Source organism: Alcanivorax sp. (assembly GCF_051117345.1).
Lineage (GTDB): Bacteria > Pseudomonadota > Gammaproteobacteria > Pseudomonadales > Alcanivoracaceae > Alcanivorax.
The window spans coordinates 1-15,145 of the sequence record NZ_JBNPEC010000215.1 but is presented as its reverse complement, the minus strand read 5'-3'; the positions used below and the strand labels follow the sequence as shown (position 1 = coordinate 15,145).

The 15,145-nt window shown below is 59.2% G+C and carries 15 protein-coding genes and 1 pseudogene; 8 read left to right on the top strand and 8 right to left on the bottom strand.

From position 1 onward, the window contains the following. From ACFE0K_RS13950 to ACFE0K_RS13940, 3 genes and pseudogenes are all read left to right on the top strand, one after another. Positions 1-385 (top strand): annotated as a pseudogene (locus ACFE0K_RS13950) (zinc carboxypeptidase); the annotation flags it as partial. A gap of 122 nt (positions 386-507) precedes the next feature. Beyond that, complete coding sequence (locus ACFE0K_RS13945) at positions 508-978, top strand: hypothetical protein (protein WP_434536632.1); 471 nt, start codon at positions 508-510, stop codon at positions 976-978. A 217-nt stretch (positions 979-1,195) separates the two neighbouring features. After that, positions 1,196-1,870: a TorF family putative porin gene (locus tag ACFE0K_RS13940; RefSeq protein WP_434536631.1), complete on the top strand. Its 675-nt coding sequence runs from the start codon at positions 1,196-1,198 to the stop codon at positions 1,868-1,870. Between the two features lie 149 nt (positions 1,871-2,019). On the opposite strand, the gene ACFE0K_RS13935 is transcribed toward ACFE0K_RS13940, so the two are convergent. The 5 genes from ACFE0K_RS13935 to ACFE0K_RS13915 form a co-directional block, all read right to left on the bottom strand. Beyond that, entirely contained in the window at positions 2,020-2,958 is a 939-nt protein-coding gene (locus tag ACFE0K_RS13935) for an endonuclease/exonuclease/phosphatase family protein (RefSeq protein ID WP_434536630.1), read from the bottom strand. Between the two features lie 313 nt (positions 2,959-3,271). Then, positions 3,272-3,679 carry a hypothetical protein gene (locus ACFE0K_RS13930; RefSeq protein WP_434536629.1) on the bottom strand — a complete coding sequence of 136 codons (408 nt, stop codon included), beginning with the start codon at positions 3,677-3,679 and terminating at the stop codon, positions 3,272-3,274. Positions 3,680-3,691: 12 nt separating this feature from the next. Next, a complete protein-coding gene (locus tag ACFE0K_RS13925) occupies positions 3,692-4,930 on the bottom strand; it encodes a hypothetical protein (RefSeq protein ID WP_434536628.1) in 1,239 nt (412 codons plus the stop codon). Between the two features lie 83 nt (positions 4,931-5,013). Further along, positions 5,014-5,421, bottom strand: coding sequence for a copper chaperone PCu(A)C (locus ACFE0K_RS13920; protein ID WP_434536627.1), 408 nt, complete (start codon positions 5,419-5,421; stop codon positions 5,014-5,016). 19 nt (positions 5,422-5,440) lie between these two features. Then, a complete protein-coding gene (locus ACFE0K_RS13915) occupies positions 5,441-6,007 on the bottom strand; it encodes an SCO family protein (RefSeq protein ID WP_434536626.1) in 567 nt (188 codons plus the stop codon). A gap of 94 nt (positions 6,008-6,101) precedes the next feature. On the opposite strand from ACFE0K_RS13915, the gene miaB reads away from it, so the two are divergent. Next, entirely contained in the window at positions 6,102-7,439 is a 1,338-nt protein-coding gene (miaB, locus tag ACFE0K_RS13910) for a tRNA (N6-isopentenyl adenosine(37)-C2)-methylthiotransferase MiaB (RefSeq protein ID WP_434536625.1), read from the top strand. 16 nt (positions 7,440-7,455) lie between these two features. Here the strand turns inward: miaB and ACFE0K_RS13905 are convergent, their stop codons facing one another. From ACFE0K_RS13905 to ACFE0K_RS13895, 3 genes are all read right to left on the bottom strand, one after another. Beyond that, complete coding sequence (locus ACFE0K_RS13905) at positions 7,456-8,145, bottom strand: anti-sigma factor (protein ID WP_434536624.1); 690 nt, start codon at positions 8,143-8,145, stop codon at positions 7,456-7,458. Beyond that, entirely contained in the window at positions 8,142-8,696 is a 555-nt protein-coding gene (locus ACFE0K_RS13900; protein ID WP_434536623.1) for an RNA polymerase sigma factor, read from the bottom strand. Before ACFE0K_RS13900 ends, ACFE0K_RS13905 begins: the two co-directional genes overlap by 4 nt. A 130-nt stretch (positions 8,697-8,826) precedes the next feature. Next, positions 8,827-10,827 (bottom strand): hypothetical protein, encoded by a 2,001-nt coding sequence (locus ACFE0K_RS13895; RefSeq protein WP_434536622.1) that lies wholly within the window; start codon positions 10,825-10,827, stop codon positions 8,827-8,829. 296 nt (positions 10,828-11,123) lie between these two features. Between ACFE0K_RS13895 and ACFE0K_RS13890 the strand changes: the two genes are divergently transcribed. Genes ACFE0K_RS13890 through ACFE0K_RS13875 form a run of 4 tightly spaced genes read left to right on the top strand, consistent with a single transcriptional unit; the run spans position 11,124 to position 14,844 of the window. Further along, the gene (locus ACFE0K_RS13890; protein ID WP_434536621.1) at positions 11,124-12,128 is read left to right on the top strand and encodes a PhoH family protein; all 1,005 of its coding nucleotides are present in this window, start codon (positions 11,124-11,126) and stop codon (positions 12,126-12,128) included. After that, positions 12,100-12,609 (top strand): rRNA maturation RNase YbeY, encoded by a 510-nt coding sequence (gene ybeY / locus ACFE0K_RS13885; protein ID WP_434536620.1) that lies wholly within the window; start codon positions 12,100-12,102, stop codon positions 12,607-12,609. The genes ACFE0K_RS13890 and ybeY overlap by 29 nt, the downstream gene beginning before the upstream one ends. Beyond that, a complete protein-coding gene (locus ACFE0K_RS13880) occupies positions 12,609-13,490 on the top strand; it encodes an HlyC/CorC family transporter (RefSeq protein ID WP_035249251.1) in 882 nt (293 codons plus the stop codon). The genes ybeY and ACFE0K_RS13880 overlap by 1 nt, the downstream gene beginning before the upstream one ends. Positions 13,491-13,524: 34 nt before the next feature. Next, positions 13,525-14,844 (top strand): rhomboid family intramembrane serine protease, encoded by a 1,320-nt coding sequence (locus tag ACFE0K_RS13875; protein WP_434536633.1) that lies wholly within the window; start codon positions 13,525-13,527, stop codon positions 14,842-14,844. Positions 14,845-15,145: the final 301 nt, after the last annotated feature.

Below are 15,145 nucleotides of genomic sequence, written 5' to 3'. Positions count from 1 at the left end.
GCAGCATTTCGAAGACACCTACCCTCACCATCATCCCTACCTGATCGAGCCGCAATCGGTGAACTACACCACCCATGGCGACCTGTGGGATTACCTTTACGACGATGCCCAGGATCGGGCACCGCATCACACCTTCCTGCCGTTTACCCTGGAAATGGGCTCCTGGCTGTGGGTGCGCAAGAACCCGCGGCAGATGCTGGATTTCTTCGGCTATTTCAATCCGGTGATCGGTCACCGCCATCACCGGGTGCTGCGTCAGCACCTGCCCCTGTTCGAGTTTCTCACTGCCATGACCGCCAATGCCGGCAACTGGCTGCCTACCACCCGGGAAAAACCGGCACTGACCCGACAAGCCATTGCCCACTGGTTTGGGGACGCTGACTAGCTACTGCACGTAGCGTCATACCCCGGAAGCCATTCATGGCCCCGACCTTGCAACAGAAAAGCCCATTGGGTCCGCCGCCCGGCTGACTTACACTTTGCCAAACGCCTCGATAAGGAAACACCATGAAAGCCCTGATTCTTGCCCCCCTGGCCCTGCTGGCCGGCTGTCAGCACCTGAATTATCAGCCACCGACCAGTGGAGATACCGCCCAGGTCACCTTCACCAGCAACAACACAGCCGCTCAACCGGTGGTCTGTGTGCCCGGCAAGGGCTTCAAGTCAACGGAATACGCGCTGTCGCAAAACCCGGTAAGCGGTGGGGCTCTGGACGATTTACTGAAAACCATGAAGAAAAGCCCCCAGGTCACCACCACTGTCGACATTGCCCCAGCCACCCGCATCGGGGTCATCTATAACCGCCGCCAGGCTGACAATAGCCGTGATCGCTGCAAAGTGGCACTGCAGTTTGCCCCCCAGGCCGGCGGCGACTACCAGGCACACTTCGTCTACGAGAATGGTCAATGCGGTCTGTCACTGAAAGACGCCAGCGGCTCCAGTGTAGATGCCGTGCTGACTGACTGGCAGTGCCCATAATATGCGCACCAATGCGGTGCGCAGCACCAAGTTCGCGCACCGCATCGTCTGTTTCCCCTTTGTTAAATCCTCCCTTTCCTCTCCATAAACAATCAAGTCACTGTTTTATATAAACAAAAAATAGTTGGCACGCTCTCTGCAATATCTCTTTCGAGCCGAAAAGGCGGTGCGTCACCAGCGCACATTGAACGAATTAGACTTGTTAAGAGGGTTGCACATGAAAAACGTATTTGGTCTGAAGAAAACCGTTTTGGCCGCGTCCATCGTGGCTGCCAGCCTGGCTCCGGCCATCGCTGCTGCAGAAGTCAGCGGCACCCTGGGTGCCTCCAGCCAGTACTTGTGGCGTGGTCAGCAGCTGACCGACGGTGCTGCGGTATACGGTAGCGTTGACTACTCCCACACTTCCGGCCTGTACGCAGGTGCCTGGGCGTCCTCTGAAACCGACGACACCGAGTATGACCTGTACGCCGGTTATGGTGGCGAGATTGAAGGTCTGAGCTACGACATCAGCTACATCGACTACAACTACACCGCTGGCGGCACCGCAGGCGACAACCCTGCTTCCGGCGCCGACTTCCAGGAAGTACACCTGGGTGTAGGCTTTGCCGGCCTGAGCGCTGACGCCTTCATCGGTGTAGGCAACTCCGGCAAGGGCGGAGATGAAGACTACGAAAGCGATTACTTCGCTGTGGGTTACGGCTACGACAAGTACTCCGCCACCGTAGGCTTCTACGACTTTGAGGCTGATGACAGCGACTACACTCACGTGGATCTGGGCTACGCCGTTACCGAGCAGTTCACCTTCACCCTGTCCAAGATCGTTGATCAGGAAGAAGACAACACTTACGACGACGACCTGGTCATGAGCGTTGCCTACGAGTTTGCACTCTAAGCACCAAGAAAACGGGCGGCTCACGCCGCCCACAGTTTAACGCCGCGGGGCTCTCCCTGGTCCTCGCAAACACGCAAGCAACCCCGCGGCGTCTTTTTCATTTACACGCAACATCCCCCCGCGCTCCAGACAACACGCCAACCCTGTCGTTATCTCTGTGCAGAAAAGTACACCACCAGCGCATCATGATCAGACACCGGCGCCACTCCCTGGCTGCCATAGAGACTGTCATAGCGACCCGCATTGCCACGGCTTGCCGCCGTTCTGCTGACAAACGTTTTCAAACCCGGTGACACCCAGATATGGTCCAGCGCCTGCGGTCGGCAACGATGACGAAAGCTGTAGCGTTCCCGTTTCGGCAACCGTTGCCACAGATTGAACAGACCGGATTCCGCAAAACGCTCATAGCTGGCAGAGATGCGCCCGGCATCCCAGGTGCTGTTGAAGTCACCGGCTATTATCAGCGGCTCGTCCTGTTCAATCGCCCAGTTGGCCAGTAACGCCGCCTGGCTCTGTCTTTTCTCATGAACCCGCGACTTTTGCAGACCTCGCGCACTACGAAGGTGCACAACGACCAACTGCAACTGCCGGGGTGCCTGCACAGTCACCTGCAAGGGCGGACGGGAAAACAACGAGTGGCCGTGAAACCCTTGTTCGGCAAACAAACGTTGCGCCGACGCAATCCGCACCGGCTGCCGATAAAGCAGCCCCACATCGATGCCGGAAGGATCATTACCTTCTTTCAGTACCACCCGATAACGCCAGCCCTGCCGGGCAAGACCGGCCGCCAGGGCGTCGAGCAGGTCACGGTTTTCCACTTCCTGTACCGCCAGCATATGGGGTGCCTGCAAGGGACCGGCTATGAAATCCACCAACGCTTGTATTCGCTGTTCAAGCACAGCGGTAGAGAGCGGCTCATCCAGACGACTGTCTTTACGGCTATCGCGAAGCCGCCACAGATTCAGTGTCGCCAGGCTCCATTCATCCGCTGCGGGCTCAGGCACCCCACGGGCAGGGGCCAGACCAGGGCAATCCGCCCACAAGAGGCAAGGAACCAGAAACAGATAGACGATCAGTAAATAGCGCATTGAAGCAGTCTATGAGGCACTGACACAGCGCAACAGAAGCGAAGTCTCAAACACGGGTAGGAAAAGGGATCTTCGCGAATTAGCGGGAACGAGCTTGCCCCGGGGTTTTCTTCCGGATGACAGAAAATCACTGAACGCCGCCGATTGCGTAGGGTGCACTGAGCCTAAGGCGAACTGCACCCTCAAACGCCGGATCGGTGCAGTTCGCCTTAGGCTCAGTGCACCCTACGTTTTGCAACGCCGAGGGGTTCACGATCATAAAAAAGCCCGCCTTAAAGGCGGGCAAGGGGTATGTAAACAACAACAGAAAACGTCAGGGGCGATAGACTACTTTCAGGTCCAAGGTCACCAGTGATGCATCCAGATAACCGACAAAGTTGCGGTTGCTGCCCACCAGCATAATCATCTCCTGGTCACTGGAGACTTCCCGGGGCGGCATACCACGGCCGGTAAAGATCATCCTCGCCCAGTAGCTTTTCATCTGCTCGGCACTCTTGCCGAGCACCTGCTGGTAAAAATCATTTCGAGCACGCCCTCGTGACGGCAAGTCCAGCGGCTTCACCGAGACACCGGAAACCCGGCGGGTCTGGCCATTGAAGATCTGTCGCACTTCATCCTGAGTCAGTGCATCGAGACTGCTGTTGGCGGACACCACCACCACCGGTTCCGCCTGGGCCGCTGCCGCCAGCATCAGGAGTAATGAAAATATTATTTTTTTCATGGTCATTCCCCCTTAAAAAACCAGATCCGCGCTGAGACGAATCACCGTGGCATGATCATCCTCAAGCTGGCCACCATCGGTGATGAAAAACCCCGACGTAGTAGCATCACTATCGGAAAAATCATAGTAATGACTCACCTCCCCTTTCAGGGCGATGGAGTCAGTGAGGGAATAGCGCAGCCCACCGGTCCAGCTCTTCTGTCGTTCCGCCAGACCATTATTCAGGGCAGCAGGCAGGCTACTATCCAGATCACGAGGCGTCACTTCTGCCCAGGTGACCATGGGCATCCACTTGCCCAGATACTTGCCGACGGTGACGTAGCCACTCTCGCTGCTGGGGTACCAGTTACCGAAATCCAGACGCGCCTTTTCTGCAGAAAAGAACCAGCTGCCATTGTCGTATTGCAGACCCACGCCAGCGAAATAGGTGTACACCTCATCAAAGCTGAGGCCTAACATGGCGGGGGGAAAACCCAGAGCGCCTTGCAGATCCTGCTGACTCACGGAAACAGAGGCGGCGGTATAAGCCGCTCTCGCCGTCCAGTTACGCCAGTAGCTGGTAAAATTCAGGCCGCTCAGATCATCCGCCTGAAACTGGGCATTGGCCACACGCTCTCCGCCGTCCACGGTACTGGAACCCCAGAACCCGGAAAGACGGTGCGAAACCGGCCCGGTGGTGAAGCGCCAGGAAGCCTCCATCGCCTCCATGGTTTTTACCGGTGCCAGTTGATACACCTCCGCCGGCAGGCTGGCCCACGGGTAAGCGTAGCCCACGTCAATGTACTGGGAGTGCATGTAGAATGGCGCCACAATGCGACCGGCCTTCACACTGACAGAGTCACTGACCTGGTAATCCAGATAGGCCCACTGCAATTCCGCATTGAATTCGTCATCGCCGGACGCAAACAGCTGCACCACGGCTTCCGCCCGGTCGCTGAGTTCGGCATTAAACTGCACGCCGGCACGGGTCAGGGAATCATGGCTCCATTTATCGCTGGCGCCATCAATATAGCTGCCAGAACCAGAGGTGGTGTCCACCTCGGCCCGGGACATACCCGCAGAGAGAAAACCGTTGATACGGATCCGGTCAGCAGCATCGCTTAGCGTATTATCAAACTGCTGCTTTTCAAGCTGCTCCAGGCGCTGCTCATACTCCTGCAGCCTCTGCTGGACATCACTTTCCGGAGTCTGGGCCCAGGCCGGGCTCGCACTCAGGGAAGCACCCAGCATCACGGATAATGCCTTTTTCATAGATCCCCCACGCTTTTATAGCCGTTTTAATCATATAACGACTACGAATAAAGCATGGCATTATCCGCAAAAAGGAACCGGGTTCAACCGTCAGATTGGGACGCTCGTTTTACCGGGAACGCCGCGCAGGCATCCTGCCCGCCCTTCAGATGAAAGCAGATCTCCACACTGTCTCCGGGAGCCGGGACCTGTGTGAGCTTCATCAACATCAGATGCCTGTTCCCCGGTGCCAGCACCGCGCTGTCTCCGGCCGGGATTTCCAGGTGATGCAGGTGCACCATCCTGCGGCTACCGTCAGCGGCGGTTTCCACATCATGCAGCATGGTGTGGCCGGCAACGGAGGTGCTGACACCGGTGATGATCACGGCATCCTCGCCCGTATTGTTCAACGTCACATAGCCCGCCATGGTCGGCGACACTGGCGGTACCGCACGTAGCCAGGGATCGGCAAAAGTCAGCTGCGCATGGGCAGGCACGGCAAGGGCCAGCACGGCGCCTGCCAACAGAGTTTTAAAGCAGGCTCTTGGCATCGGTTACCACCTCCTCAATGGTGAAATCCGCCGGGTACAGCTTGCGCACCCGGCCCTGATCGTCCAGTAGATAGATATAGTCACTGTGAGTGAACAGGTAATCCTGCTCCTCCTGGTCCTTGATAAAGACCACCCCATATTGCTTCGCCACCTCGCGGATTTCCGCCAGGCTGCCGGTCAGGCCGATGATGTCCGCCTTGAACCAGGGCAAATACTCCTTCAGGTGTTCCGCCGTGTCCCGCTCCGGGTCAAAGGTAATAAACACCGGTTGCACCTGGTCCGCGTCACCGGCCTCTTTCAACTGCCGATACACCTGGGCCACCCGGGCCAGCACCGCCGGGCAGATGTCAGGACAATGGGTGTAACCGAAGAACAGGATCGACACCTTGCCGTTGAGCTGATCCTGGCTAAAAGGCTCGCCGTTGTGGTCAGTCAGTGTAAACTCACCTCCCAGCCTATTATTTACCGGCAAATCGCTTTCCTGTTGTCCGCAGCCAGCCAAAAAAAGGGCCAACAGCAACGGCAGGATGTACGGCAGTTTTCGCATGATCTCTCCGGTTGATATAATCCGCGCCCATTTTGACGCTATTCGAGGGTTAGGCAAGCCTGAACGGTTCGCCGCCCACTGATGGAGGTGCCCCTTGGCACGCAAGCTTTTCATTCAGACCCACGGCTGCCAGATGAACGAGTACGACTCTACCCGCATGGTGGACCTGCTCGAATCCAGTCACGGCCTGGAGCCCACCGACAACCCGGCAGAAGCGGACGTGTTGCTGCTTAACACCTGTTCGATCCGGGAAAAGGCCCAGGAAAAGGTCTTCCACCAGCTAGGTCGCTGGAAAAAGCTCAAGGACGCCAAGCCGGACATGGTGATCGCGGTAGGCGGCTGCGTGGCCAGTCAGGAGGGCGACGCCATCCGTGACCGGGCCCCCTACGTGGACGTGGTGTTCGGCCCGCAGACCCTGCATCGTCTGCCCGGCCTGATTACCCAGGCCGCCACCACCCGGAAACTGGCCATCGATGTGACCTTCCCGGAAGTGGAAAAGTTCGACAACCTGCCGGAACCCAGCGTGGACGGGCCCAGTGCCTTCGTATCGATCATGGAAGGCTGCTCCAAGTACTGCACCTTCTGTGTGGTGCCCTACACCCGCGGTGAGGAAGTCAGTCGCCCGGTGCAGCCAGTGCTCAAGGAAGTGGAACACCTGGCAGAAATGGGTGTGCGCGAGGTGAACCTGCTGGGTCAGAACGTCAATGCCTACCAGGGTGTGGGCGCCGACGGCGACACCCTGGACCTGGCCGACCTGATCCGGCTGATCCGCGACATCGACGGTATTGATCGCATCCGCTACACCACCAGCCACCCGGTGGAGTTCTCCGACGCCCTGATTCAGGTCTATGAGGATGTACCGGAACTGGTCAGCCACCTGCACCTGCCAGTGCAATCAGGCTCCGACCGTATTCTTGCCATGATGAAGCGCAACCACATGGTGCTGGAATACAAGAGCAAGCTGCGCAAGCTCAAGCGTATCCGCCCGGACATCTCCTTCAGCTCCGATTTCATCATCGGCTTTCCCGGGGAAACCGATCGGGACTTCGAAGACACCATGAATCTGATCCACGACATCGGCTTCGACATGTCCTTCAGCTTCATCTACAGCGCCCGCCCCGGCACCCCGGCGGCGGACCTGCCCGATGATGTCCCCATGGAAGTGAAGAAGCAGCGCCTGGCGATTCTGCAGCAGCGCATCACCCAGAATGTGCAGGACATTTCCCGCAAGATGGTGGGCAGCACCCAGCGCATTCTGGTGGACGGTTTCTCCAAGAAAGATCCAGGCCAGCTCAAAGGCCGCACGGAGAACAACCGGGTGGTGAACTTCCGCAGCGATGATACCGACCTGATCGGCAAATTCGTGGACATCACCATCGACCAGGCTTACAGCAACTCCCTGCTCGGCAGTGACCCGCGCAACCCGGGCTGAGACCCAGGTTGCGGCTTTAAAGCGCCACCGCCCGGCCAATGAACAGGACCGGCCCGGTGGGTCGATCAGCGGGAGAGCCGCCCGGCGGCTCCAGCGTCAGTTCGAACAACTGGCCACTCTCCACTCCGCCCACGCGGCTGGCCGGTAACACCAACGGTTCGCCCGGCTGCACCAGTCCCAGGGAACGGGGGCCCAGTGCCGGGTCCGCCAGGGTCCAGAACTGGACACTACGATTTGCCGGGTACTGACTCTCTGACAGCGGCGTCAGCTGCAAGTCCCCCTGCGCAGACACGGTCACTCTCCAGCCCGGGCTGGCTGCCTCACCCGGTGCCTGCAGCACCACGGTATATACCGGCGCCGGCACCCGTAGCGGTCCCAGCAGCAATACCACCGCCACCAGCAAGGCAACACTGACGGTTCGCCAGAGCGTCAGGCTCTGCCACAACCACTGCCAGTCAAACCGGCCGCGGGCATCCGCCGATGCGGTTTGCCGGGAAATCTCTCGCCATAATCGCGGCGGCAGCGGTGCCGGTTCCAGCAGCTCTGCCGCTCCCAACCAATGGTCCCGCCAGTGGCTGGCCAGTTGCGCAGCGTCGTCGTCCTGTTCCAGCCACTGCTCAATCTCTGCCGACTGCTCACGGGAATGCAGACCGAGAACATACTCGGCAATCAAAAGACGCTGCGCTTCAGGCTGTTCCGGGATCATAGTCGCAGGCACTCCTGCAGCACTTTCAAGCCGGATCGAACCCGGCTCTTGATAGTCCCCAGAGGAACGGCCAGGGTTTCGGCAATCTGTTCGTAGGTGAACCCCTGATAGAACGCCATCAGAATGGGCCGACGACGATCCATTTGCAGACTTTGCAAACAATCGACGATGGCACGTCGCTGGTCATCTTCTACGGAACATTGCTCGGGAGAGGGTCCCGGATCAGGCCATTGGTCCCCGGGCAGGGGCTCGAACGCATCCCGTCGGCAACGATGGTGTTGATTGATCAAACGATATCGCAGTAGTCCAAACAGCCAGGTTCGCGCGCAGCCTCGCTGGCTCTGAAACCGCCTGGCGTTTTCCCAGACCTGAATGAAAGTGTCCTGCAAGGCATCCTCAGCCAGTGATGACTCGCCGGTAAAGCGACGCGCCAACGCCAGCATGCGTGGAGCTTCGTTGAGATAAAGCTGATGAAATGCCTGTCGGTCTCCACTGGCACAGGCCCGTATCAGGGCATTGCCTTCTTCCAGCTCGGCGCGTGAATCGTCCATGAACCTGCCTATCCAGTAAGAAGCAGAATGAAGATGATTCACCAGAGTACGAGAAGAATGTGTCAACAAGAGGAAAACCGGACCGCCGAAGCGGCCCGGTACGGGGAGCCGTAAAAGCGCCCCCCCATGCTTACTCCGGCGCGCGGCCAAGATAATCCGCAATCAGCGACACCGATTCCGGCGACGACTGCATCCAGGTCTGCGAAGGCGTTACGTCACCACCGGCAGAATCGAGGATATTGTCGAAGCGCAGCACCATGCCCTGGGATTTCTCTGCCACATAGAGGTGCTCGCCATCAAAGGCGATATCCACCGGATTGCCAAGCTGGGTGTTGCCCACCGCATTGTTGTCGCCGTTATCGATATTCACGGTGACATCGGTGATGCCGTCAGCGGTTGAGCCGTTATCCAGCACATAGAGCTTGCCGTCGGTGGGATTACCACCGCTGCCTACGTCCGACAGAATCAACTGATCGGTTTGTGCCACATAGACAATGCCGTGCAGATTGGTCGGCGCAGCAACCGCCACACCAGCCTCGGCAGGGGTAATCACCCGGTCAGGACCAGCACTGCCACGCGCCGTGCTGTAGCTGTCAAATACCGCCACCGTGCCATCGGTGAGCGCCACAAAGAGCTGGTCGGAATCCGGGTCATAATCCAGGTCCCAGGGTGCCACGGACAGGCTGGTGGTAAACAAGGGCGCGGCATCGCCACCGGCCTGGGCGCCGAACACCCGCACGGACGAGTTGCCGTTATCGGTGACCAGTACCCAGCCCAGCGAGTCCGCCACATCAAAGCCTTTGGGTGCCATCAGGCCGGTACCGGCGCCTTCAATCAGCCGGTCACGGCTCAAAGAAAACATCTCGCCATCGCGATCCGTGGCCAGACGGTTGATCACAGCCAGGCCGGAGTCGTAAGTAATGTAGGCATCGCCCATCTGGTTGAAGGCCAGGCTTTCGCGGTCCTGGGTTGTGGAAAAGCCGCGCTGCATGGCGCCCAGATCCAGGTCCAGTACCACCACATCCGGGTCGCCCGGAGCGGTCGGCGGATTACTGGTTACCGCCACACCGGTGAAGGTGGTACCGGTGGTATCGATATCGGAAAGGTCCGGTTGCAGCTCGGACTCAAGAATAATGGCCAGGGATTCCGGCTTGATGCTGTCGACGACCCGGTTCGGCGCGATATCTCCAGAACCGCCGGAGAACACGTTGCGATAAACCAGAATGGCATCGTTGGATTTTTCTGCGATGTAAACCGTGTTGCCCTCCAGCACCAGATCCACCGGGTTGCCCAGCTTGGTCGCCGGGCCGGCCAGGGTTCGTGAAGGCGTCACGGTGCCATTCGCAGTGGACGCATCCTCGATCACATACAGCTGGCCATCATCCGCCACGGCAGCATCACCCACATCACTGACCACCAGGGTGTCAGAATCAGCTCGATAGGCGATGCCGTGCATATTGGAAACAGTGCCTGCCGTATCCGGGGTAATCACCCGGGCGGGGGTCGACATGAAACCACCCGCGACATAGTCATCGACCACCATGACGGTGCCATTGGTCATGGCCAGAAACAAACGGTCAGCCGCTTCGTCGTAGGCCAGATCCCAGGTATTGCCTGACAGGGCGGTACTGGCCAGGGGCGTCGCACTGTCTCCCGCTGCGGTACCGTAGACTTCCACACTGTTGCCACCGATATTGGCAGCCATTACCAGCCCGGCTTCTTGGGCGATGGCAATCCCTTTAAGCGTCATGGAACCCGGTGCCGCGACACTACGATCCAGAGTCGGCACCGCCGCAGATCCGTCGGTTCGCTCAGCCAGCTGGTGCAGAACCTGTAGAGTACTGGGAGCCCCGGCACTATCGTTGGCGGCGTAGAGATTACCCAGCAGATCCAGCGCAATGCCTTCATTGGCATCAGCATTGAAAGTGCCTTGCATTTCAAGATCAGCATTCAGGCGATCAATCTGACCGGCGTTGCCACTACCATTGTGCATCACCAGCAATGACGGGCCTTGGGCCACACCAGGGGAATTGATCAGGGATCGGTCACTGCCATTACCCCCACAGGCTGCCAGCGTTACCGCAACGGCCAGTGGCGACAGCCACAACAAACCTTTGCCATTCACATTCATCTCATCTCTCCTTGGATAGCGATGCCGGCTTGTCACCGGTCAGTCAGGACAACGCGCCCTACTTCTGATACCGCCACCACACAGAAACGGATGTAACAAGGCGTAATGATTCTCGCTTAAAAGGTATCCGGCTCAGAAATCGCGCTGTCCTACCGGTTGTCCGACACCCCGCCATCAACGCTTGCGGCCCGCCACCCTGCGGGGCTAGGCTGCGCGGGTAATTTTTCTTCCCCGGAAACACGCTTCGGGGTATTCTGAAACTCTCCGCAACAGCCCGAGGGGCCACGTTTTCCATCTTGGACACACCACTCGCTTCCCAGCACATCAGCCTCGAACCCAACGATTCCCGTCGCCTGGCCAGTCTCTGCGGCCATCTGGACGAGCACATCAAGCAGATAGCCCAGCGCCTGCATGTGGATATCCACAATCGTGGTAACCAGTTTCATCTGGCAGGACCATCCGCCTCCGTGGAAGCCGCCGGGTCAATCCTGTACGAGCTCTATGACCAGACCCGCGATGGCACTGACCTGACGCCGGAAATGGTGCATCTGCAGTTGCAGCAGTCCAACGTGGCCGACCATACCGCTGCAAAAAGCACCGACAACACCGTGGCGTTCCCCAGTGATGACGTGGTGGTTCGCACCAAGCGGGTCCGTATCAAGCCCCGTGGCGCCCACCAGCGCGAGTATGTGAAACAGATCCGCAAACACGATATCAATTTCGGCGTCGGCCCGGCCGGCACCGGCAAAACCTGGCTGGCAGTGGCCTGCGCCGTCGATGCGCTGGAAAAAGCGGAAATTCAGCGGATACTGCTGGTACGCCCGGCTGTTGAAGCCGGCGAAAAGCTGGGCTTTCTGCCCGGTGACCTGGCAGAAAAAATCGACCCCTATTTACGCCCTCTCTACGATGCCCTTTACGAAATGCTCGGTTTTGAAACCGTGGCCAAGCTGATGGATCGCATGGTGATTGAAGTGGCACCGCTGGCCTACATGCGCGGGCGAACTCTGAACAACAGTTTCGTGATTCTGGATGAAGCCCAGAACACTACCCCGGAACAGATGAAGATGTTCCTCACCCGCATCGGTTTCGGAACCCGCGCCGTGATCACCGGAGATGTGACCCAGGTAGACCTGCCCCGCCACCAGCGCTCCGGCCTGGTGAATACCCTGGAAGTACTGGAAGGGGTAAAAGGGATCGGCGTGACCCTATTCGACAGCCGCGATGTGGTTCGCCACCCGCTGGTACAACGTATTGTAGAGGCCTACGACCGCCATGAACGGGATACCGACACCCAGCGTTGATATCCAGTGGGCCAGCGACGCCCCGGACGCCCCCGACGAATCCCGGTTATGCGACTGGGTGCGCCATGCTACCCAGGTAGCCGGCGGCGTGGTGGGCGATATCACCCTGCGCATCGTCGATGAAGACGAAATCCGCACCCTCAACCGGGAGTACCGCGACAAGGACAAGCCCACCAATGTGCTGTCCTTCCCGTTTGAAATGCCCGAAGGCCTGCCCGAAGATGCCATGGAGCCGCTGCTCGGTGACATCATCCTCTGTGCCCCGGTGGTACGCCGCGAGGCCGCTGAACAAAACAAGACCCTGGAAGCCCACTGGGCCCACATGGTCACCCACGGTGTACTGCACCTGCTTGGGTATGATCACATTGATGACGAGGACGCGCAGATCATGGAAGCCATGGAAATCCGCGCCTTGAACGAACAGGGTTTTGCCGACCCTTACAACATTGAGCCACACAACACTACGGAGCTTCACCCCTGATGTCGGACGACTATTCGGATAACGGTACCAGCCGAAGTTGGTTGGAGCGTGTCGGCCAGTTTTTCTCCTCCACGCCTGGCGACCGGAGTGAACTGCTGGACCTGATGCGCTCCATGCGCGATTCCCACATTATCGACGGGGACACCCTGGGAATTATCGAAGGCGCCGTCTGTGTCGCCGATATGCAGGTACGCGAGATCATGATTCCGCGCTCCCAGATGGTCAGCATCAAGGCCAGTTCCGACCCGCGGGACTTTCTGCCCACCATTATCGACTGCGCTCACTCCCGTTTCCCGGTACTCGGCGACGACCCGGATGAAGTGATCGGCATCCTGCTGGCCAAGGACCTGCTACCGTTAATCCTCGATCCGGCCCGCATGGACCGTTTCGCCATCAAGGATCATATCCGCTCTGCTATGGTGGTACCCGAGTCCAAACGGCTCGACTCACTGCTGCGTGAATTCCGCATCAGCCGCAATCACATGGCCATCGTGGTCAACGAATATGGCGGCGTGGCCGGGCTGGTCACCATTGAAGATGTGCTGGAACAGATCGTCGGGGAAATTGAAGACGAACACGACGTAGAGGAAGAAGACTACCTGATCAAGGACCTGGATGATCAGGAGTACACCGTCAAGGCGCTGACGCCCATCGACGATTTCAACGAGCACTTCCACTGCCAGTTCAGCGATGAGGAATTCGACACCATCGGCGGGCTGGTGATGCAGAAGTTCGGCCGCTTACCCGGTCGCGATGAAAGCGTGGAACTGGATGGCTATCTCTTCACCGTGCTCAGCGCCGACGGCAGAACAATAAGATTGCTGCGGGTCACACCGCCGGGGGAAAACCAGGATGCCACAGCCACAGAGGTCGAAAGCTGACACCCTCACAGCCCTGTTAAAGGCGCCGTGGGTGATGGCCGTGATTGCCGTTGCCCTGTTGCTGGGAGCCCTGCTCAACCCGGCGCAGGCACCCCAGCCGGCACTTGGCTGGTACGCGGACAGTGGCCTGAAAACCCTGGAATGGAACAACTACCTGTCCTGGCTACGCTTTAATGGGCATGGCGAGCTGGCCGCCCAGCTGGAACAGCAACTCGCCAGCGGCGACAGCCACGCTTACAGCTCCGCGCTGCTGTCATCCTCCTTTGTCAAAGATAGTGACCTGCGCGCCCGGGACTTCTGGTCACCGGCCCAGACAAAAAAATGGAAAGCTCTGCGCCAGCAAACACAGGATCAGCTTGCCGCCAGCAACCTGTACCGCTGGGGGCTACCCGACAACACTCCCCGCCCGGCCCGTTTCTTTACCTCCCCCTTTGCCGGTGGCTCCTTGTGGCTAACCGCTCTCGCCGTGTTTCTGCTGGTGCCACTGGCATCAGCGCTGGAACGTCAGCTTGGCCATGGCCGGGTGCTGACTCTGTGGCTGTTGGGCTGCCTGCTGGCCGGTGCCGGTTACCTGCTAGTGGCCCGCACCGGGCAGATACCGTTTCATGGCGCCGTCGCACCGCTGATGGTCTGGTATGGGGCGCTCCTCGGCCTGCAGGGCTGGCGCACGTCCCTGCCGGTCTGGTTACCCGGCAAGGCGTGGATATCGATCACCCTGCCCACCCCGGCCCTGACAACAATTCCGCTAGCGCTACTGGGATTACTGGCCTGGCAAGCCCAACCGGCCATGGCCAATCTGGCCGCCGGCGTACTGGCCCTCGCCGGTGGTATCCTGCTGATCCAGGTCATGCGCCCGGCGGAACCGTCCCTGAGCATTGAAACGGCCGCCCCTGCCGATCCACAGGATCAGCAGGCACTCCAACGGGGCTGGGATGCCCTGGCCCAGCTGCAGGCTGATGCTGCCTGCGACGCCTTTCAGCAAGTGCTGGACCGGCAGCCGGATCACTTTGATGCCCTGACCGGCCTGTTCACTGCTCGCCGCATGGGCCAGGACAGCAACGGCTGGATCGACATCGCCCACCGTCTGTTTGCCCATCCGGCCCACGAACAGGGACAAGCACAGCAGGTTGTCGGCTGCTGGCAGCAGTTCCGCCAGCATCAGGGAACCGAATTACCCTCTTCCATTGGCTGGCGCCTGGTAACCACCCTGACCCGGGCCGGTGAATTTACCCAGGCAGAGTCACTGGCCGCCAGCCTGGATCACCACGACACCCGCAAGCCTGCCCTGCAGGCCCTGCGCGAGGCGCTACTTCGGGAAGGGCTGGGGCATCGGGCCAAAGCGCTCGATGGCTAACGCTGATTCCGTGGTTGCACCGGACCGGGCGAGAATGCTTGTGGATTACGCCTTAGGCTAATCCACCCTACAGCGCTGATCGAATAGCGCCCTTGCCCACGAGATTGACTTCGACCCCGCGCAGGAGCCTCGCTGGCGGCGCGATTCGAGCCTTGCCAGAGGATTGAGGGATTTATGTAGGAGCGGCGCTCGAGCCGCGAACCGAGCGTAGCGAGGGTATAGAGATCAATCTATCCGCCATTCTTTCTGAAACCTGTCGAGCTGTGTTATTCCTGATCGCCCTCCGGTCGATTTCCGCGCA